We start from the raw sequence: 19,624 nt of genomic DNA, 5'->3' as shown, positions 1-19,624 counted from the left end.
GGTCCCTCCGGGTCCGCCGCACGGGCTCTATTCGCGGGCCTCTGGCCCGCTCACGAAGCCGTCGCCTTGCGCCGTCTTCGCTCTTCGGGTGACGATCCCTGCCGAGCCGATCCCGTCGCCTTGCTCCGGGCTCGATGAGCGCGCTTGGTCTGGCGACCAGGCGCGCGGGACGGGGTCACTCCGCCCCCGTTTCCGCGACCGGAATCGCGACACGAGCCCTTCCGCCCACAGGGCGGACGATGCCCAGCCGGAGCCCGGAACGACCCCCATGAATGGCTAACCAACACGACCCAGGACCAACTGATCAGTCCTATAAGATATGCACACCCTACGCACCTGAAGGTGCTGGTTTTGCCTGTGTTTACAGCGGCTTAGAGTTCGCGGAACGTGTGGGACGATGTGGGACAGCTCTGGCTGGACGCGATTGTCGTGTGATTACAGCTGCTTAGGCGTCCCACGTCGTAACACACGGCCTGACCTATACTGATTTTCTTTGCCGCGGTCCACGCGATCGGGTATAGCTGCCACCGCTTTCTTCGATCCCCACCAGCCTCCCTGCTAGGAGGTTGGCTTGTCCTCAACGACACGGCACTGCACCGTTCGCTTTGAACGCGAGCAGTATGAGCGCATCCTCGCGCTCGCGGCGAACCAGAATTGCAAGCCCTCCGAGGTGATCCGGACGGCCGTCGCGGCATACCTCGGCACCGCCGCCGTTGTCACCAACAGCAATCGCCGCATGGCGCGCATCAGCGAGTTCATGCAGCTCGCGCTCGACGTCATCATCAGCGAGCAATATCCCGAGTTCCGCGAACGGATCATCGCCAACGCCGACAAGCGCCTGGAGCAGTACCATGGCGCGTAGCGACATCCGCACCGACGGCCGGGCGATCCCGCTTCATCACCACTCCGCCAGGGGCAAAATCCAGCGCAACTCGGGCAATTTCACCCGGGGAAGCCAGCTGCTCACCCACGAGCTTCTGATGTGGTTCTCGGGCGCGAAAATGCCCGTCGTCCTTTGGTTCTTCGCCTTCGCCGCAGCATGGTTCATCATCATGGGGCTGAAGCTCGACGAGCACGGCTTCCAGCTCATCTGCATGAAGCTCTACGCGATGCTGTGGGACTGGATCGGCTTCGACCCGACCAAGAAGGTCAACGTGACCCTTCCGAGCGGTGAAATCCGGCACACGATCATGGCCGTCGTGCAGGACATTCCCGACGTCCAGCGGGCATGGAGCGTCGCCATGCGCGGGCTGCTGGGCGCGTTCCTGGTCAGCATCTTCCTGACCATTCCGCTGACCATCTGGTTCGTCGATATTTCACGCCGCCGGGGCAAGTCGATCCTGCAGGAGCGGCACGAGCGCGGAGCCATGCTGGTCGAGCGCGACGTCTTGCTCGCCGAGGTATCCCAGCACAACTACGCGGCCTTCGAGAAGGAAGCCCGCGAGTGCTTCCCGGGCGTGCCGCCGAAGCGGGTCCTGCAACTGCCGTTCGTCGAACGGAAGGCGGGCGGACTCCACCATCCCTACACGCTCGCCGGCGTGCCCTTTCCGCACCGGATGGAGCAGTCGCACACGATGCTGATCGGCACGACCGGCTCGGGCAAGACCACCGAGCTGCGCAGCCTCGTGAAGCAGATGCGCGACCGCCACGACAGCGCCGTCATCTTCGACCTGACCGGCGCCTATGTGGAAGCGTTCTACGACCCTGACCGGGACACGATCCTGAACCCCATGGACCGGCGCTGCCCCGCCTGGTCCATCTTCAACGACTGCCAGACCCACAGCGAGTTCACCGCCGCCGCAGCGGCGCTGATCCCGTCCGATGGCGGCTCGTCGGAACCCTTCTGGGCGCTCGCCGCGCGGACCCTCTTCATCGAGATGTGCGTCAAGCTGATCGAGAAGGGTGAAACCACCAATCTGGCGCTCTCCGAGCACCTGATGACGGCCGACCTGAAGCGGGTCCACCGCTACCTCCAGAACACGATCGCGGACCCGCTGACCGCCCCCGAAGCGGCACGGATGGCGGAGTCGATCCGTGCCGTCTTCAACACCAACGCGCAGGTTCTCCGCTTCCTCCCCGACGAGGGTCCGCGCTTCTCGATCCGGGAATGGATTACCGGCGAAAAGAAGCCCGGCTCGATCCTGTTCATCACGTCCAATTACGTCGACCTCCCGATGAACCGGGCGCTGCTGACGCTCTGGATGGACCTCGCCATCAATCGCCTGATGACCATGCCCCGGACCCGCTCCTTGCGGACCTGGTTCATGTTCGACGAGCTCGGCGCGCTTCACCGTCTGCCCGCGATCGAGAACGGCCTCCAGACCGCCCGCGCCTTCGGCGGCGCCATGATCCTGGGGATCCACAGCTTCGAGAAACTGGTCGAGGTCTATGGCGAACAGGGTGCCCGAAATCTCGCTTCGCTCGCCCGTTCCAAGCTCATCCTCGCGACGGCCGATCTCGACACGGCCGAGCAGTGCGCCCGGTACATCGGCAACCGCGAGGTCCGCCAGATGGATGAGGCCTATAGCTACGGCTACAACAACACCCGCGACGCCTCGACCCTGACCCCACGCAAGCAGGTCGAGCCACTCGTTATCGCCGACGACATCACGAACCTGCCGTCGATGAACGGCTTCGTGAAGTTCCCCGACGGCTTCCCCGCCGCCCGCATCAAGCTCGTCTGGAAAGACTACCCGCAGGTCGCCGACGGCTTCCTGCCGCGCCCCGACATGAAGCCTGTGCGGTCCAAGCGCGGAGATGCGGTGTTCGATGGGGAGGAGGGGGAAGAAGCCGGCGGGCGTGACGGCTCGCTGCAGGTGATCGAAGAGGCTTCCGACCCGGTCAACGTGGCGAAGGACATGGCCGCCCGGATCCTCTTGAGCGAGGTCGAGGAGGAAAAGGAAGGCACCGTCCGGACCCGCGACAACAACAGCGATCGGAACGAAGGGGACACGCCCCGCGAGCATGCCGCCGACCGCGCCCAGGCGGCGCGTGGCGGGCCGGATCAGGAGACCGCGCAGGTCCGCGATCGCGACGATCGGCGGGACGCCCGGAGCCACCACGCCGCCCCCCAGGTCGAGGACCAGACCATTGTCGAACTACGCCAAGACTTCTCCGCCGGCCGCGACTCCGACGGCATGGACATGGGGATCTAGCCGGTGCTCTCCGTCGCTTCCGTCCGCTCCGCATCCGGTGCCGCGACATACTTCGCGAAGGACGACTATTACACGGCCGAGGGCAGCTCGGAGATCAGCGCCTGGGGCGGCGAGGGCGCGGCCGATCTGGGGCTGTCGGGCGAGGTCACGAAGGACGCGTTCGAGAGCATCTTGAACGGCGTGCTGCCGAGCGGCGAGGCCGTAGCTCAGGTCGACAATCGGCGCTCAGGCGTCGACCTGACCTTCTCCGCGCCGAAGTCGGTATCGGTGCTGGCCTACATCACCGGCGACAAGCGCATCCTCGGTGAGAACGGCGCCACCATGAAGGCCGCGGCGCGGGCAATGGGGTGGATCGAAAGCAACCTCGCGGAGGGCCGCAAGGACGTCGAGGGCCGCAAGGTGCCGGTGAAGACCGGGAACCTCGTTTTCGCCCTGTTCCAGCATGACACCAGCCGCGCGCTGGACCCGCAGGCGCACATCCACGCCGTGATCGCCAACCTGACCAAGATGCCCGACGGCAAGTGGCAGGCGCTCCATGCCGACAAGATCTGGAGCAACAACTCCGTGATCGGCTCGATCTACCACGCCTTCTTGCGCGAGGAGATGGAGAAGCTCGGCTACCAGGTGGAGCTCAAGGGCAAGCACGGCACCTTCGAGATCGCCGGCGTGCCGAAGGCGGTCATCGAAGCGTTCAGCCAGCGCCGGGAGGCGATCCTGGAGAAGGCGGCCGAGCTTGGCATCACCTCGCCCAAGGGTCGTGACGGCGTCACCACCAACACCCGCGATCCAAAGCTGAACGTTGAGGATCGCGAGGGACTGCAGCGGGACTGGATCGAGAAGGCCGCGGCGCTCGGCTTCGATGGCAAGGGGCTGCTCAACGCGGCACTTGCCCGCTCGCAGGAACGGGCGCCCGGCAGTGCCCTCGAGCGTGGCTATCGGGCCGTCACGGACGCGGTCACGAGCGCGTGGGACAAGCTGGGAGGGGTCCTTCGTCCGCACGATCCGCTGGTCGACCGCGGCCTTGGCCGCATCACCCAATCGCCGGCCGAGGCGCGCGCGCAGCTTGCCGTCGCGTCGGCCGTCCGGATGCTGTCGGAGCGGGAGGCGGCCTTCAACGTCAACCTGCTCGGCAAGACCGCCCTCGACCTCGGGTTGAAAGGCGTCACGATCGATCATGTCGAGCGTCGCATCGGGCAGCTGGTCGAACGCGGGCAGCTGATCGCCGGGCAGGCGCGCGAGAACGACACGCGCCCTCGGGTGGTGACGACGCAAGAGGCGCTCAGGACCGAGGAGAGCATCCTCAAGGCGGTCGAACAGGGCAGGGGGCAGGCTACCCCCATGATCGACGCCAGCGCGGCTCCTGAGCGGCTACAGGCGGTCGCGGAACGCGAACTGAACCCCGGCCAGCTCGCGGCCGCGACGCTGATCGTCTCGTCTGAGGATCGGACTGTGGTGGTGCAGGGCATCGCCGGCGCGGGCAAGTCGACCATGCTCCAGTCGGTCGCGCGCGTCGCGGAGGCCGAGGGCCGCACCGTCACCGGCCTCGCCTTCCAGAACAAGATGGTCGCCGACCTGGCCGAGGGTGCCGGGATCAAGTCGCAGACGATCGCCTCCTTCATCCTCGCCAACGAGCGGCACCTCACCAACCGGCAGAGCGACGCCTACGATCAGGCGCGCGCCACGTTCGCCGGCCAGATGCTCGTCGTCGACGAGACCTCGATGGTGTCGAGCGACGACATGCTGAAGCTGCACCAGATCTCGGCCGCACTCGGCGTCGACAAGCTCGTCCTCGTTGGCGATCGGCAGCAGCTCTCCTCGATCGACGCCGGCAAGTCGTTCGCGCTCATCCAGGCGGGCGGCGGGACGATGGCCCGGATGGACGAGAATATCCGCCAGCGCACCGACCAGCTGCGCACGGTCGCTGCCCTCGCCAATGTCGGCGAGGCGGGACAGGCGATGAAGGTGCTCGGCGACAGCGTCATCGAGCATCGGAGCCCGGCTCTCCACGCGGCCGAGATGTGGCTCGGTCTCTCGCCCGAGGAGCGCGAGGCGACCGCGGTGTTCGCGTCCGGCCGCTCCTCGCGCGCGATCATCAACCAGCGCATCCAGGACGGGCTTGCCAGCGAAGGCAGCGTGCGCGGCGAGGGCATCCACCTCACCGTCTACGAGCGCGTCAACACCACCCGCGAGGAGCTGCGCTACGCCTCGACCTACCAGCCCGGGCAAACGCTCGAGGTGGGCAGGGGAGGCGGGCAGGACGTCGGCCTGGTCGCAGGCCGCTACGACGTCGACAAGGTCCACCCCAACGGCAAGGTCGACCTGAAACTCGGCACCAAGCGCATCCGCTTCGACCCGCAGAAGCTGTCGCCGACCGAGAAGCGCGACCGCCTGCAGCTCAGCGAGAAGAAGGACCTCCACCTCCGCGAGGGCGACCGCATCCGCTGGACCGCCAACGACAAGGACCGCGACCTCCACAACTCGGCGCTCGCGCGCGTCCTCACGATCGACGCCAACGGCGTCACGGTCGAGACCGCCGGCAAGGAGCGGCTGACCCTCGACCTGGGCGACCCGATGCTGTCGCGCCTCGACCTCGCCTACTCGCTCAACATGCACATGGCTCAGGGCATCACGACCGACAAGGCGATCACCGTCATGTCGAGCCAGGAGCGCAATCTCTCCAACCAGCGCCTGTTCAACGTCGGCGTCACCCGCGTCCGCGACGAGCTGACCATGGTGGTCGACGACAAGGAAAAGCTCGAGCGGCAACTCGACAACAACGCCGGCAACAAGACCTCCGCGCTGGAGACGATCGGCCGGCTCGATGTCGACCGGGAGCGCGCGCAGGCGCCCGGCTCCGGCCCGCGCGAGAAGTTCGACCCCGGCCCGATCGACCTCAAGGACCTGCCGCCGCTGCCCGGCGAGCCGGCCCCGCCCGCGGCCGACGGCAACGGCATGGCGCCGCTGCCCAAGGTCGACGACCTGAAATCACCGCCCGACCTCAAGCCCGACCGCGGCGACATTCTGCCGCCGTTGCCGGAACGCAGCCTGGGGCTCGACCTGTGACGACCGCCCGGCCGGACCGCCGGATCACGCAAGGAGACGACGATGAGTGGATGGGACTTCGACGAGGTTGGCAAGTTCGGCAGCGCCAAGGCGGCCGAGGACTTCGCCAAACGCAACAACGTGGACGTGCGGGACGTCCGCACCCGCGATACCGGCGACGGCGTGGAGCTGGAGATCCGGCGCTCCAACCTCGACCGCCGCGAGCTGAAGGACAGCGGAGAGGGCCGGCGCGACGGGTGGTGACAGGCAGGCCGGCGCGGTCCCGGTCCGCCGGCCGCGCCGCCTTTGCGGGGACGAGTCATGTATTCAGATGACAACTTCGATTGGCGACAGAGAGCGGCGATGCTGGAACTCCAGGGTCGCGATCTGAGTGACCTAGCCAGCGCGCTTGCCGAGCAAGCCAGATACCGAAGCGACGATCCACTTTACCGGATCTCGCGGGTCCTGCAGACCATCGGCCAGTCTCGGGAGCGCACGGCTCACGAAGTCTGGATGACAGGCCACGAGACAGAGCGGACCGTTCGCGCTGCCGAGAGGGCTGACCGCGCTGCCGGTCATACGACCCACCCCAACATGGTCGAGGCCGTCTTCAAGAGCACTGATCGCGCTGCAGAGCCGGCTTACACCATCAAGGACGAGCCCGACCTGGAGTTCCGGGCAGCGGACAGGGTTCGTTCGAGACGATGGCTGTCGCGCGCGGCCTTCGCCGGCGCACTCGCATTCGTCGCGTGGTTCTGGTGGCCGAGCGAGTTCAGCTCGCGAGCCCACAGCGGCAACGGGATCGTCGACCACGGCCTAAGCCAGAGGGAGTGGATGGCGGTCAGCCCTCAAGACGGTGAACTGGCTCCGGTCCGTAAGGCGGGGGCGCGGGAGCAATGACCCACCTCGCCGGCTCGCCCTTCGCCCTGCTCATCTTCATGGTCTGCGCAGTCGCGCTGCTCAGCCTGTTGAAGAACACGCTCGGGCTCGGCGGGCCACCCGCCCCTGTCGCAAAGCGCTTCCTCACAGACCGCGAGCTGGCCATGCTCGCCGCGATCGAGCGCATCCTGCCGGCGCACCGCATCCACGCCCAGGTGGCGATGGGCGCGCTCCTGCAGGTTCCACGTCGCCTCGGCCGCAGGCCCTCCTACGCCGACCGCAACAGCTTCTCGCAAAAGATCGTCGACTTCGTGGTTCAGGACCGGAACAGCGGCGCGATCGTCGCGCTGATCGAAGTCGACGATTATTCGCACAATGCCGCCCACGACGCGAAGCGCGACGCGATGACGGCACGCGCGGGCTACACCACCCTCCGCATTCCCGGCCGGACCAAGCCGACGCTGGCGAACGTGCGGCAGGCGCTCGCTCCGCTGCTCCATCCCGAAGGCTCCGTCGGTGCGGTCTCGATCGCGGATCGGCAGGCGAGCCATGCTTGACACCCAAGTCGTCCTGGCGATCTACGCCGCGGCGCTGCTGTACCTTGGCGGCAATCTCGCCGGCCCTGCGTGGATGCGGCGCCCGAACGCCTGCGAGCTCCCCGGCGGGCTGCGCCTGGGCGTCCGGCTCGGAACCGCCGCCGGCGTCGCCGTGCTCACATGGGCCGGGCTGGCGGACACGTCGCCGGCGATCGGATGGGCCGAGTGCGCCGCCCTGATGGCGGTGCTGGTCGAGAGCCTCGTGTTCCTGAAGATCGCGATGCACCGCGATCACGGCGTGTGCGGTCAAGCCGGGGGCGGCGCGTGAGCCTCGCAGACCGCGATTACATGAGAGCCGCTCGACCCGGTCGTGTGACCCGAATGGACGGGCGCTCGATCGACGGTGTCGTCCTCGAAGGCAGGCCCGCCCGCCCCGTCATGATCCGCGCCGCTCGCCGGCACCGTTCGCCGCTCCGTCTCGTGTTGATCGGTACGGCCGTCCTCGGCGCCTTCACTGGCGCTTGGGCGATCGGGTGCGGCTTCGTGGGGGCCAGCCTCCATACAGAGGGCGGCACCTTTGTCCCGCCGGGCAACGATCATCGAAAGCAGGGGGAGTGAGATGGGGCTCGACGATCGCGACTACATGCGGGAGCGGTATCGCCAGCGGCAGGGGGTTGATGCCGGCAAGGTCCGTTGGGGATTTGGTAAGGCCGCGCGAGATGCGCGAGCTGCAAAAGCTCGCGATGCTAAGTCCGTCCCGCTGGGAAGCGCCTCATGGGTCGATGGCAAGTCGCGGGTGGAGTTTACCGAACCTTGGTTCAGCCCGAAGAACCGCGGCCACGATTACCAGAAAAGTCGGCATCGCGCGGGGCCCCGGCTCAAGGCACATCCGCTTCAGGGGCTCATCCTCGGTCTATCGGCCGTGCTGACGCTGATCCCGATGTACCTCGCCGCGAAGCGGAATGGGTGGATCCCAGACCTGGCATCGACCCAACCTTTTCCGGAATCGGGGAGCGTCACCGTCGCTAGGTCGCTGAGTACGAAACGCGTTACGAGCTGGCTCGAGGTACAGACCAGCAACGCCAATGCTGTCGTTCAGCTGATCGACCCTGACACCCGCGAGCACGTCATATCGATCTACGTCGCGGGCGATGACCGTGTTCGCGTGCCGGTGCCCCGTGGCACCTATCAGATGCGGTTGATCGAAGGCCAGAAGTGGCATGGGACCGAGCGCTACTTCGGACCGAACACGAGCTTCGAGACCGTCGTCAAACCGATGACCTTCGAGCGTCGGGCGACGCAGATCATCGATCTGCGCCGTCGTCCGGATGGCAATCTGAAAACACGGCTTAACGTCTCCGGCCCGGAGCCGCTGTGATGTCGGTGGATCGCCTTCAGCGACAACCATCCGGCGCGGAGATCCCCGGCCAACAAACGCCCGGCTGCGCGATCGCACCGGCAAGAAGCTCGACGGGCCAGGATTGGCTCGCGGGAATGGTGGTGATCCCACCAAGGCTGCGGATGCGCCGCGGTCTTTTCAGAGCAAGGAAGGAACGACTATCATGATGCTACGACGTTTCGCCGCGTTGGAGGCTCTCGCCCTCGCGGTCGGCATGCCCGCAGCGGCCAGCGCCATGCCGGCCAGCCCCGTCCTGCTCGCCATGGCGAGCTATGCCGGCGAGAAGGCCGGTGAAGACTCGGTCGCCAAGGTCAGCCTGAAGAAGGCGCACTGGAAGGCACACGCCGCCGCGCACGCGAAGGGCGACTGCAAGGACTGCCCCGACTGCGCGGATTGCGCGGACTGCGCCGATTGCAAAAACTGCGACGACGCGAAGAAGACCGTCGCATCAGCCGACGACCGTGGCGGCATCTGCGATCCGGCCAAGCATGCGGCAAAGAAGCGTGCCTAACCGGGCTGTTCTCCTCGCCGTGACGGCCGCTCTCGCGGCCGTCACCCCTTCAACGGCCATCGCACAGAAGCTGGGCAAGGGCGGCACGGGCGTCGACGAGACGTCCGAGCTGCCCCGCTGCGCGCAGCCGCTCGGCACGGTCGCGCTGGTCGAGGACCGCAGCGTCGCCGGCGTCGAGGATCAGCTTCCTCCGGGCATGCGCGCGCTCGTCCAGCTTGCCGAAAGGCAGAACGGGGGCTCAACCGCCAAGGTCGACCCGCTGCCTCTCCTGAAGCTCCTGACCGCCCGTTCCGGGTGCTTCGAGGTCGTGGAGCGTGGCGGCGCCTTCGACGCGCTGCAGCGCGAACGTCAGCTTGCGGCTGGTGGCTCGGTCGCCAACGGCGCTGCGCTCAACCAGGCGACGCTTCGCGCGGCCGACTACCTCCTGACCGCCCAGGTGCTCTACTCGGACAGCAACGCCCGGGGTGGCGGGGGCGGGGTGGGCGGCACCTTCGGCTCGGCCGTCGGGCTGAAGACCAAGACCCTCGAGAGCCAGACGATGCTCACGCTCGTCAACGTGCGGACCGGCGTCCAGACGGCCGTGGCGACCGGCGCCGCGCGCAAGCGAGACGTCACTGTCGTTGGAGGGGGTCTCCTGCTCAGCCTCGGGGTCGGCGCGCTCAAGGGTGCCTATACCTCGACCGACATCGGCAAGATCACATCGCTTGCCCTGCTCGACTCTTTCCGGAAGCTAACGGTCGACGCACAGGCCCGCATCGCTCCCCCGGTCGCGTCGTCGCCGTCTACCTCGACCCCGCCAAAGTGAGAGGACCCAGATGGACGACCCAGCCAAGGCAGTTTTTGGCTTCCGGGGACGCGCCGGCCGCGTCCCCTACGCCCTAGCATTCGTCGCCGCTGCAGGCGTGGGCTTGTGCTTCCCCGACGAGATCACCCCGGCCGGTATTCGCGCAGGCCAAGGGACAACGCTCATCGGGCTCATACCCCTGTTTGTCGTCACCGTGTGGGCCGCTCTCGCGCAAACCGTGAAGAGGTTTCACGATCTCGGTTGGTCAGGTTGGAACGTCCTGTGGCTTGAAGTCCTGCCGATGACCGCTTGGGCGGTGGGCATCGAGCAGACACTGACGATCAACCTCGTCGCCACCGTCGTCATGGTCGCCACAGTTTGCTTCCGATTCTGGCTCGCGATCGAACCAGGGCAGCGCGAGCCGAACCAATACGGCTTCCCAGCGGGCCAGGGCGCCTCGGCAGGCTAAAGGAGAGGAGGATGGATATTGGCGAGGTGCTGTTCGCATACAGAGGCCGCGCAGGTCGGGTGCCGTTCGTACTGACGACCCTGTCCTGCTGGATCATGCTGTTCGCGAGCCGATACGACCTCCGCTTCGTCCACTTCCTTGCCGGTCTATCGCAACCGGCGCTCCTCGGCTCCATGGCGATGGTGGCCTGGGTCGCCTCGGCGGTGATGGTGAAGCGGCTCCACGACGTCGGATGGTCGGGCCTCAACACGATCTGGATCGCGCTCCTCGCGCTGCTCGGCGACCCGCTCGATACAAGCGCGCCGCTCCTGATGGGCATGGCCGCGGTCTCGATCTTCGCCCAGCTGTGGCTCTGCATCGAGCCTGGCACCCGCCGAGCCAACCGCTTCGGCAACGCGGCCCCACTCGGGGGCTGAACGGAGCACGTCATGGACCAATGCGACCTATTCGGAGAACCGCTACCGCCTCCCGAGCCGGAGCAAGTAGTCGAGCTAACCCTCCCGCCGCTCGCCGCGCCCTGCGGCTTCCGCAACCGCTCGAACAAGGCGTGCCAGCGACTTGCCCGCGACCCGATCAGGCTGGACGGCCGCAAGCTGCGCTCGCATGGCCGGCTTCTCCTCCACTGTCCCATGGAGTGCTTCAATGGCACGTCGGCCGAAGAGACCCCGACCTTTGCGGAGGCAGCGGAGTGACGGCCAGCGGCCCGACCCAGCTCGCCGGCGTGGTAGAGATGACGCCACGCGGTCCGATGCTGCTCGAAGCAGACGGAATGCGGTGGCGGCTGATCGGCGACGTGACGACCGAGCACCTGGTCGGGACGCCGGTGACGGTCGAGGGCACGATCAACGGGGCGGCGATCGCTGCCTACTACCTGGCGCCGCAAACGGAGAGACCAACATGCTGAGCCCCGCGAGCGCGTTCCCCTACCGTCGCCCTGGCTGCCCCTATTGTGGGCACCTGATCGACCACTGGCCCCGCGACACGAACCTTCAGAGCTGCCAGCTCTGTCTCCGTCCGATGGTTCTCCTGCGGTGGCCGACCGACTGGAACGGTCCTAAGAGATTGCGCGGGCTGCTCGACGTCGGCTTCGCTCTGTACGGCCTGCTGACGATCGGGCTGGTCGCGACCTTCGTCGTCACCGGGCTCTCGCCTCACGCCTTCGCCAAAGGCTTCTCGGTGCTTCTCTTCATCATCGGGAGCGTGCTGGCGGCCGACGGCGTGCTCGGGCTGCGGACCGGCATGGACAAGACGGGGAAGCGGTTCCGCTCCGGACCCGGGGCGCGGGTGTTCGCGGGCGGGAAGCTGGCGGCCGGAACAGCCGCGATCCTCCTGCTATGCGTCGGTCTGACGCTTTAGCCAGCGGCCCGGTTCAGTCGCCGATACCTAGCTTCGCAGCATCCTCCATGACAGCATCGGGGTCGCCGAACCGATAGGCGGCAAGCTCCTCGCGATCGCTCTTGCTCAACGGGCTCTTGCTATAGGTCCCCTTGATCCAGCTCTCCGTACCAGTGTGGCGCTGACCCAGGCGCAGCATTTCGTCATGGGGAGCCACGTACCAGACCCCGCGGTCGGGGAATGCGACCCAGATGTTCCGGCCGATATACTTCTTGTCGATCGTCCACCGGCCCTTCAGCTGCACCAGCTTGGTGTCGCCGGTCGCCTCGTTGAGCAGGATCAGGTCGATCCCGTTGTCGTAGACCGGCAGGTATGCGTTGTAGCCCTGGTTGAGAGCCACGGTGACGAGCGCATTGCGGTTCACCACCTCGACGGCATCGCTGGTCAGCTTCATCGTGTCTCCCTGCCGTCGATCGCCTGACAGTCGCGCGCGAACGTGGCAGAACATTCAGCATGTGCAACCGCTACCGCATCTCCGCGAAACAGGCTGCCGTCATGCGCGCGTGCGGGTTCGAGCCGCCATACGCGCCCGACGAGGTGTTCCCGCCAGCACGAGAGATTTTCCCGACGGGCAAGAAGACGGCGAGACACGGCCCGATCGTCCGACGCAGCACCGCCGGCAACCGGCCCCTCGAAATGGCGCTCCTCGAATGGGGGTTTCCGACGAAGGTGCCCAGCAAGCGGAACCCAGAGATCAAGCTCGACAAGTACGTCACGAACGCGAGGAACCTCAAATCGTCGCCGATGTGGAAGCCGTCGCTCGCGACCGCTGAGCGTCGCTGCATCGTGCCGTTCACCTGGTTTGCCGAGCCGCATCCCGAGGGCGGGGTGGGAGACGACAACAAGCCGCGCCAGATGTGGTTCGCGCTGCCGGATCAGCCGATCGGGTTTTTCGCGGGCCTGTGGCGGCCGACCGAGCGGGGCGAGGCGTATGCGTTCGCAACCACGAACCCAAACGAGTTCGTGAAGCCTTGGCACCCCAAGGCAATGCCCGTCATCCTGCGCCCGTGCGATCTCCTGCAGTGGCTCGACGGCAGCGCGGCCGAGGCATTGGAGCTGGTGCGGCCCTATGGCGGCGCGATGATCCGCCAAGTCGAGACACCCTCCGACGACCTGATCGAAATCGACGCCTAACGTCGGCCGACGTGCTGACCGGCAGGTTCGATTCGAGTGCCGATCTAGCGCATAGTCGCCGAAGTGGCGTCCATGGTGCAGTGGAGCGCGCTACGCTCATCGAACTGAGCGCGTGCTCCGGGGCGCTCCAATTCGGTGTTGCCGCCGTTCGAGAGGAACCGCTGTCGTCCATCCGGACCGCCATAGCCAGCAGTGCCCATGATGGATCCGCACAGGTAGACCTCGGTATCCTGGTCGTAAGTGACAATGTCGGTGAGGGCGGCAACGGCTTTTCCAACCTTCGTCGCGACGTCCTCGAGTATCATCGGCTTCGCCGCTGCCACCAGCGCGGTGTGTTCGCGGGCCTCTCCTGCTCGCTTGTACCGGCTCCCAACGAAGCCGACCGCGAGCAACAGAACCACGAGCGCCGCGCCCCAGGCCAGTCCGCCCTTGATCCAGCCCTTCACGGCTCCCGCACCGAACAGCATGATCAGCACGATCAGGATCAACAATGCGACTATCACGGGACCGACCTCCGATCGCTTGCTGGAGCTTTTAGGAGCAGAGCTTTCGACCCTCCTCAATCAGATCGCCGATATTGATCCTCAACGTCGGGCCTCTACCCGCGCCTGCAGCCTTCAACTCACCCATCATCTTCTGATCAGCAGACCAAATCGGCTCGATCGGCTTGTAGCGCCCGCTTGCGGCGCCGTTGACGGCGTAGGTCGTCCCATCGGGTGTCGCGAACCAAACGGCGCTGCCCTCGCATCCCAGGTAGCCGGCCGAGACCGTAAGCGGCCACTTAAGACCACGGCGTTCGAAGTCTGCCTTGCTCGCGTTGGGAGGGACAATTGCATTGCCCATCTTCCACGTCGTCACCTGGTTCTGAAGCCGGTTCACGAGCAGCGTCATATCTGCGCCGGGGAAGTAATAGGCATCGTGGAGGTGGGACAAATCCGACCGGCCCTTCTCGGATTTGCCCAGGCGTCGCTCGAACGTCACTTTGCTCCACGGAGATTTGGCGTTCACATTCTCCATCACCCAACGCTGACGATCCCTCAGGAGGACCGCGTCCTTGGCCGAGCCACCCGACGCTTTGAGCTGAAATTGTTTTTCGGCGTGAAGTTGGGGCGCACCTTTCGCGAGGTCGTTTCCTTCCGCGCCCCACTTCGGGAAGAAGTCGACCGTTGCGTCGTATTCAGCCGCGGGAAGGGGCTTATCTGCCTTGGACGTGTCCAACACCGCTACCGTGTTCGCGCCGGTGAGCGTCACGAATTCCGAGTAGCCGATGTAGGTGTCGTCGGGCTTTTGCCCGTGCAGGTCGATCGACGTTGCCACCTTGATCGGCATGGGAAGGTTCGTGCCGATGGTGAGCTGGACGCGATGAGCATCCAATACCTTCGGCTCAATGCTCAAAAAAGGCTTGGCTGGCATCGTCGCGGGCGCCGCCGCCACAGTCGGCTTTTCCGGCGACTTATTGCCCTTCGGCGCGATCACGCCGATCGAGAAGAAGACCACTACCGCTGCGATCGCGAACTGCCACCGCTTGACGCCCTTGATATAGGGGCGAACGATGCCTGCGATAGCTGCGAGCAACAACAATACCAGCAATACGATCATGTGCCCCCCGTTGGATGGCGCCCCCGCGCCGCGTCTGTTCTACTGTTCGAGCCTGTAGCGCAGGCCCATGCCATTGATGCCGAGGATAGTCATCTTTACGTCCTTGAAGGCGACACCCTGCGGGTAGGTCTTGGTAATCGGGAAGGTCAGCTCTTCGGTGAAGGCGGGCCGCGCCATATCGTTCAGAAATTCGCGGTAACTAAGTCGGAGCGTGTCGCCACTCACGCCCAAGTAAGAAACTACCTGCTTGAAATTGCCGTTCGAGCTGGGAGCGACAGCATCCTTGATCTGGTATCGCACGGGCTCTTTGAGCCGTAATGCAGCGACGGTATCGTCGAGCGCGATCCGGTCGAATGTTCCATCGCCGTCGTCGTCCAAGGCGCACGGACCGCTCTGAGAGCATGCCTTGTACCTGGCCTTGCTCTGAACCTGATACAGTGGTTCCCCAGCTCGAATTGTGATATTGCCGGTGAGGGTTCGCTTCACCACGTCGCTATCCGCCATCCCCACCTTGACGGCATCGAAGCGAAACTTCTCGACCACGGGTGATCCGATGGTGGCGGTCCGTTCGACGCCAACCGGGGGCTCCATCCCCACCTTCGTTTCGGCCAAGGCTGGCGCTCCGACTGCAAGCGCCATAGCCATGCCACCGTGAACGATCTTCATCCCCACTCCCTCTCGCCCGCGCTTCTAGCGCCTTCGTGCCATGTCGGCGATACCGGCCGGAGGTGCGCCCATGCGGTTTGAAGGACACCGCTCGGCAGCCGAGTCCTACCTGCGATCGATCGCAGGCAATTACTACGTCTATCTGCTGTGCCGGCCGGATGGCCTCCCTTTCTATGTAGGGAAGGGGATCAACAAGCGTGCGTTGGAACACGAGTCAGAGGCCCGCCGCCATCACCCGACGGGAGAGAGTAACCCTTTCAAGTGCAATGTCATCCGCAAGATTATTCGTGATGGTGGCGAAGTCCTCTATCAGATCGACGCGGTGTTTGACCCTGCGTGCCAGCAGGACTGTTTGGAGCGCGAAGCGGCGCTCATCCTGCGGCATCGTCGTCTGCACGAGGGCGGGTGCCTCACCAACCTCGCCGGGGGGGTGGGGAACATGGCAGGTGCTGCACCTTTCAGCCTGGAACGGCACGCCAGCACGCTATCCGGCGAACCCCTCGACAATCCGGAGCGAGCGGTGTTGAACCGCTTCCTGCAAGGGATCGGCCCTGTCGGGAGTGTGCCGGTCAAGCCCATCGACCAGATCGCTCGCATTCTCCCTACCACCCCTCATCCACAAGCTCGTTCGCCTACCCCGCGATGTGCATATGCTCTCATCGCCAGTGCGACGGCTTCCGGGCTTGAGCTGCAACCAGGCGTAAGGGTCCCTCGAGTCTTCTCCTACCAGGGCATTGTCGCAATCATCGAAAATGGCGTCGCACGCGATCTGGTGAAAGCACAAATGGCTACGCTGATCCCAGGTGCCGATCCCACGAAGGAAGCATTTGAACTCAAAGCCGGACACATCGATCTTTTGGCGCGACTTGTCGGCCGTGACGAACTGGGCCGACGCGGCCTGCTTTAGCGGCGATGCGAGGCGCTTCACGGGCGGAGTCAAGGGCCGGTCGGACTCGCGCCCGGTCGCTACGCGCGCACCACCGGCACGTCGGAGATCCGCGTTGTGTATGCCGGCGACTTCGCGGCCGCCCGCATCCGCCACTCCCGCTTGAACCCCTGGGTGCCCGGAACGGCGGTAAAGCGACCGAACTTGCCGTTGATGTCGTCAAGTGCTGCCATAAGCCGCTCGCGCCGCCCTGTGTCGACATCGTCCTCGAACAGCGTGCGCGGGCGCAGCTCGGCCGAGACGAGATCCTCCAACATCACGCCGGCCTTGGTGTATGCGTAGCCATCCCGCCAGGCATGCTCGGCTCCCTTCCGCGCTACACGGACCAGCTCCAGCCCGTCGGCCGTCATCGGGTGGAGGCTCAGCGTCCTCGACGCTCCATACTGCGGGCGATCGGCGAAGCGGTTGGTGTGGAACAGGACCGTGAGTCGACCAGCGACCAGGCCATGCGACCGCAGCTTCTCGCCGGCGCGCATTGCGTACTGGGCAATGGCGCCCATCAGCACGTCGAATTCCGTAACCGGCTGACCGAACGATCGCGTCACCGCCATCCCCTTCCGCTGGGGCTCGATCGTCTCGACCACCGCTGCCGGCACGCCGCGCAGCTCAGCCACCAGGCGCTCCAACACGACCGTCCCCATGCTCCTGGCCTGCTTGACCGGCATGTCGCGAAGCGCCGCCGCGGTGTGGATGCCGAGATCCTTCACCTTGCGCGCCGTTGCGCTGCCCACGCCCCAGACGTCCTCGACAGGAAACCGCTCCAGCACCCAATCGCGGATCGGCTCGTCGCGGAGGTCGGCGACACCGTCGAACAGCGGGTTCTTTTTGGCAGCCGCATTGCCGAGCTTCGCTAGCGTCTTCGTCGGACCGATGCCCACGCATGTCGGGATGGTGGTCCACTGCAGCACCTGGGCGCGCATCGCCTGCGCGTGCGCCACAAGATCACGATCCTCGAAGCCCGCAAGATCCAAGAAGCTCTCGTCAATACTATACACCTCTATGTCCCGAGCGAACGGCTCGACCGCTGCAAGCACCCGGCGCTGCATGTCGCCGTAGAGGGTGTAGTTTGACGAAAGAACATGGATGCCGTGCGCTTTGATCTTGTCTTTGATCTTGTGGATGGGATCACCCATCTTAATGCCGAGTGCCTTGGCCTCGTCGGAACGGGCGATAGCACAGCCGTCGTTGTTAGAAGCGACAACCACGGGAATGCCCTTCAACCTTGGATCAAAGGCGCGTTCGGCCGAGCAGTAATAGGAGTTGCAGTCTATAAGCGCGATCGGGGTGCTCATACATACCGACGCGCGAGCCCGACGACGACGCCCCAAATCTCGACGTATTCGTCAACGACGGTGTGCGGATAGCCTTCCGCTTCGGGGACCAGCCAAAGTCGACCATCCATCCGCTTCAGCCGCTTCAGGGTGCGGTCGCCATGGACCAGGGCGACGACGATGTGCCCCGGCCGGGGCGTCTTCGCACGACTTACGACGATCAGATCGCCGTCGTTGATGCCGGCGCCAGTCATGGAGTGTCCGTCAACCCGCATCACGTAACTCGCGGCCGGCTGCTCGATCAGCCATTCGCCCAGGTCGATCGGCTCCTCCAGATCGTCCTGCGCAGGGGAGGGGAAGCCGGCGGGCGTCCGGCACAGCAGGATGCGGACCTCGCGCGGGACCATCTCATAGGGGATCTCTGTCAGGCGAACGGCATACATGAATCGGGTCTCGTGCGAGCAATCGGCCCGTCATAACGCGCATGAGAACATTTTGGGAACGGGGTAGCCGATCGGACTGCCGCAAAGCGGTGGCTTGCAGCGATCCGCCCGGCATGACATTCTGTCCTGGAGCGCAGGCAGCAGCCACGTTCATGGGACTGTGGGACGAGCCGAAGGCCGTCTGTGCGCGAGCAAAAGCTCACCTCCCAACCGGCGAGAGCCGCGGCGCACCACCTTAACCCTGCAGGGAATAAGGTGATGACCGACGTTCAAATGCACCGAGCCGCCAGCTTCCGTTCTCAGGACGGCCTATGCTTCTACTGCGACCAGCCGATGTGGCTCCTTCCTCTCGATCTGCAGTCGTTCGCGACCAGGTGGGGCCTGACGGTAAGGGAAGCCACTCGCCATCGAGCAACAGCGGAACACCTCCGCGCAAAGTGTGACGGAGGCCATGACAGTGCGTCCAACATCGCCGCAGCATGCCAATATTGTAACCAACACCGTCATAGGCGAGGCGGCGTCCCCGCTCGCTCGCCGGAGGCGCATCGAGCGCACGTTCAGCGCCGTCGCGACCGACGCACCTGGCATCGCTTTTGGCCGCTTCGCCGTCGTATCACTCGCGGCACTTCACCCGACGCGGGGTCGGTGGTTCGACTATGCGCCAGCCGGAATTAGCACCGATTTCGATGATCATGAGACCGGTCAACGCAAGTTCGCGAGCGGCACTTTGCCTGTCCGGTGAAGTGCCGCGAGCGGTCAAACTTCGTTCAGGCACGTCGTGCGGGATTCACTTGTCGGGTCGTCTGTGCTCTTAATGTTCCATGTTTCAGCCCGACCTCTTCTCCCTCGAGGAGCGCGCTAGGCCGGTAGAGCCGGAGGTGCAGAAGCGTCCGCTCGATCTGCCGGCGATCCTTGAACGGCTGACCGTCGTTTGCGAGCGGCCGCGCTACAGCTTCATGGTCCTGAACTTAATCGCCCAAGCGAGCGCGCAGACCGGCTCGGCAGGTCCGTACATCCGGGAGGGAAGCCGCCGCATCCCAGTGCGCGACTGGCTCTGCGATGCGCTGGTTCCGGTCGCGCAGCGCGATCCTCGCAGGCGGGCGATCGCGGCGAAGGTACGCCAGGAGCTTGAGGCCAAGCGCGCGCTCCCGACCGACCCCGATGCGGCCGACCGGGTCGTTGACGCGCAGGTTCGCAAGCGTGTCCGCCAATCCGGTCGGACTAACGTCAGCCGTGCCGTTTCGGAGCTGGTCAGGGCGGGATTTGTCCGCCGGCACTATCAGGGCTACCGCGTCGACCATCACAACCGCGGCGCACAGCGGCAGGCGGTCTACACCATCACCGACGAGGCCCGGCGCGCTCTTCACCCGACGAGGTGAAGCGAGGGACGCTGGG

The 19,624-nt window shown here is 65.5% G+C and carries 24 protein-coding genes; 18 read left to right on the top strand and 6 right to left on the bottom strand.

Translation table 11 applies throughout. The features are described from left to right. The first annotated feature begins 571 nt into the window (after positions 1-571). The 14 genes from AC1GI4_RS17825 (at position 572) to AC1GI4_RS17760 (ending at position 12,131) form a co-directional block, all read left to right on the top strand. Positions 572-862 carry a hypothetical protein gene (locus tag AC1GI4_RS17825; RefSeq protein WP_479630473.1) on the top strand — a complete coding sequence of 97 codons (291 nt, stop codon included), beginning with the start codon at positions 572-574 and terminating at the stop codon, positions 860-862. Then, positions 852-3,155 (top strand): type IV secretion system DNA-binding domain-containing protein, encoded by a 2,304-nt coding sequence (locus AC1GI4_RS17820; RefSeq protein ID WP_479630472.1) that lies wholly within the window; start codon positions 852-854, stop codon positions 3,153-3,155. The genes AC1GI4_RS17825 and AC1GI4_RS17820 overlap by 11 nt, the downstream gene beginning before the upstream one ends. A gap of 3 nt (positions 3,156-3,158) precedes the next feature. Further along, positions 3,159-6,218 (top strand): MobF family relaxase, encoded by a 3,060-nt coding sequence (mobF, locus tag AC1GI4_RS17815; protein WP_479630471.1) that lies wholly within the window; start codon positions 3,159-3,161, stop codon positions 6,216-6,218. Between the two features lie 42 nt (positions 6,219-6,260). Next, positions 6,261-6,461, top strand: coding sequence for a hypothetical protein (locus AC1GI4_RS17810; protein WP_240886044.1), 201 nt, complete (start codon positions 6,261-6,263; stop codon positions 6,459-6,461). 57 nt (positions 6,462-6,518) lie between these two features. Continuing rightward, positions 6,519-7,097, top strand: coding sequence for a hypothetical protein (locus AC1GI4_RS17805; protein ID WP_479630470.1), 579 nt, complete (start codon positions 6,519-6,521; stop codon positions 7,095-7,097). Next, on the top strand, positions 7,094-7,633 hold the full coding sequence (locus AC1GI4_RS17800; protein WP_479630469.1) for a DUF2726 domain-containing protein: 540 nt from the start codon (positions 7,094-7,096) through the stop codon (positions 7,631-7,633). The genes AC1GI4_RS17805 and AC1GI4_RS17800 overlap by 4 nt, the downstream gene beginning before the upstream one ends. Continuing rightward, positions 7,626-7,940 carry a hypothetical protein gene (locus tag AC1GI4_RS17795; protein ID WP_479630468.1) on the top strand — a complete coding sequence of 105 codons (315 nt, stop codon included), beginning with the start codon at positions 7,626-7,628 and terminating at the stop codon, positions 7,938-7,940. Before AC1GI4_RS17800 ends, AC1GI4_RS17795 begins: the two co-directional genes overlap by 8 nt. A gap of 291 nt (positions 7,941-8,231) precedes the next feature. Beyond that, complete coding sequence (locus tag AC1GI4_RS17790) at positions 8,232-8,990, top strand: hypothetical protein (RefSeq protein WP_479630467.1); 759 nt, start codon at positions 8,232-8,234, stop codon at positions 8,988-8,990. 184 nt (positions 8,991-9,174) lie between these two features. Continuing rightward, positions 9,175-9,522, top strand: a complete 348-nt coding sequence (locus tag AC1GI4_RS17785) for a hypothetical protein (protein WP_479630466.1) — start codon at positions 9,175-9,177, stop codon at positions 9,520-9,522. A 19-nt stretch (positions 9,523-9,541) separates the two neighbouring features. Then, entirely contained in the window at positions 9,542-10,327 is a 786-nt protein-coding gene (locus tag AC1GI4_RS17780; RefSeq protein WP_479630465.1) for a CsgG/HfaB family protein, read from the top strand. Positions 10,328-10,337: 10 nt separating this feature from the next. Continuing rightward, entirely contained in the window at positions 10,338-10,775 is a 438-nt protein-coding gene (locus AC1GI4_RS17775; protein ID WP_479630464.1) for a DUF805 domain-containing protein, read from the top strand. Positions 10,776-10,786: 11 nt separating this feature from the next. Continuing rightward, positions 10,787-11,191, top strand: a complete 405-nt coding sequence (locus AC1GI4_RS17770) for a DUF805 domain-containing protein (RefSeq protein ID WP_479630463.1) — start codon at positions 10,787-10,789, stop codon at positions 11,189-11,191. Positions 11,192-11,505: 314 nt separating this feature from the next. Then, positions 11,506-11,679: a DUF5818 domain-containing protein gene (locus AC1GI4_RS17765; protein WP_479630462.1), complete on the top strand. Its 174-nt coding sequence runs from the start codon at positions 11,506-11,508 to the stop codon at positions 11,677-11,679. A gap of 158 nt (positions 11,680-11,837) precedes the next feature. Beyond that, positions 11,838-12,131: a hypothetical protein gene (locus AC1GI4_RS17760; RefSeq protein ID WP_479630461.1), complete on the top strand. Its 294-nt coding sequence runs from the start codon at positions 11,838-11,840 to the stop codon at positions 12,129-12,131. Between the two features lie 13 nt (positions 12,132-12,144). Here the strand turns inward: AC1GI4_RS17760 and AC1GI4_RS17755 are convergent, their stop codons facing one another. After that, positions 12,145-12,564, bottom strand: coding sequence for a hypothetical protein (locus AC1GI4_RS17755; protein ID WP_479630460.1), 420 nt, complete (start codon positions 12,562-12,564; stop codon positions 12,145-12,147). A 59-nt stretch (positions 12,565-12,623) separates the two neighbouring features. Between AC1GI4_RS17755 and AC1GI4_RS17750 the strand changes: the two genes are divergently transcribed. Then, positions 12,624-13,304 carry an SOS response-associated peptidase gene (locus AC1GI4_RS17750; RefSeq protein WP_479630459.1) on the top strand — a complete coding sequence of 227 codons (681 nt, stop codon included), beginning with the start codon at positions 12,624-12,626 and terminating at the stop codon, positions 13,302-13,304. 44 nt (positions 13,305-13,348) lie between these two features. Here the strand turns inward: AC1GI4_RS17750 and AC1GI4_RS17745 are convergent, their stop codons facing one another. From AC1GI4_RS17745 to AC1GI4_RS17735, 3 genes are read right to left on the bottom strand one after another with little or no spacing between them, the layout of a single operon-like run. After that, positions 13,349-13,792, bottom strand: a complete 444-nt coding sequence (locus tag AC1GI4_RS17745) for a hypothetical protein (RefSeq protein WP_479630458.1) — start codon at positions 13,790-13,792, stop codon at positions 13,349-13,351. Positions 13,793-13,838: 46 nt separating this feature from the next. After that, positions 13,839-14,903, bottom strand: a complete 1,065-nt coding sequence (locus AC1GI4_RS17740; RefSeq protein ID WP_479630457.1) for a hypothetical protein — start codon at positions 14,901-14,903, stop codon at positions 13,839-13,841. Between the two features lie 39 nt (positions 14,904-14,942). Beyond that, positions 14,943-15,569 (bottom strand): hypothetical protein, encoded by a 627-nt coding sequence (locus AC1GI4_RS17735; RefSeq protein WP_479630456.1) that lies wholly within the window; start codon positions 15,567-15,569, stop codon positions 14,943-14,945. Between the two features lie 70 nt (positions 15,570-15,639). Between AC1GI4_RS17735 and AC1GI4_RS17730 the strand changes: the two genes are divergently transcribed. Further along, positions 15,640-16,476, top strand: coding sequence for a GIY-YIG nuclease family protein (locus AC1GI4_RS17730; protein ID WP_479630455.1), 837 nt, complete (start codon positions 15,640-15,642; stop codon positions 16,474-16,476). Positions 16,477-16,535: 59 nt separating this feature from the next. Here AC1GI4_RS17730 and AC1GI4_RS17725 read toward each other — a convergent pair whose 3' ends face one another. Both AC1GI4_RS17725 and AC1GI4_RS17720 read right to left on the bottom strand, forming a co-directional pair. After that, the gene (locus tag AC1GI4_RS17725) at positions 16,536-17,807 is read right to left on the bottom strand and encodes a Y-family DNA polymerase (protein ID WP_479630454.1); all 1,272 of its coding nucleotides are present in this window, start codon (positions 17,805-17,807) and stop codon (positions 16,536-16,538) included. After that, on the bottom strand, positions 17,804-18,229 hold the full coding sequence (locus AC1GI4_RS17720) for a LexA family protein (protein WP_240886026.1): 426 nt from the start codon (positions 18,227-18,229) through the stop codon (positions 17,804-17,806). The genes AC1GI4_RS17725 and AC1GI4_RS17720 overlap by 4 nt, the downstream gene beginning before the upstream one ends. Before the next feature lie 258 nt (positions 18,230-18,487). Here AC1GI4_RS17720 and AC1GI4_RS17715 point away from each other — a divergent pair, with 258 nt between their 5' ends. Both AC1GI4_RS17715 and AC1GI4_RS17710 read left to right on the top strand, forming a co-directional pair. Further along, positions 18,488-18,904 (top strand): HNH endonuclease, encoded by a 417-nt coding sequence (locus AC1GI4_RS17715; RefSeq protein ID WP_479630453.1) that lies wholly within the window; start codon positions 18,488-18,490, stop codon positions 18,902-18,904. Positions 18,905-19,050: 146 nt separating this feature from the next. After that, positions 19,051-19,608, top strand: coding sequence for a hypothetical protein (locus AC1GI4_RS17710; protein WP_170172219.1), 558 nt, complete (start codon positions 19,051-19,053; stop codon positions 19,606-19,608). Positions 19,609-19,624: the final 16 nt, after the last annotated feature.

This window comes from Sphingomonas sp. 77B (genome assembly GCF_056497825.1).
The sequence above is the reverse complement of the archived record's forward strand: the minus strand, read 5'-3'. Positions and strand labels throughout refer to the sequence as shown.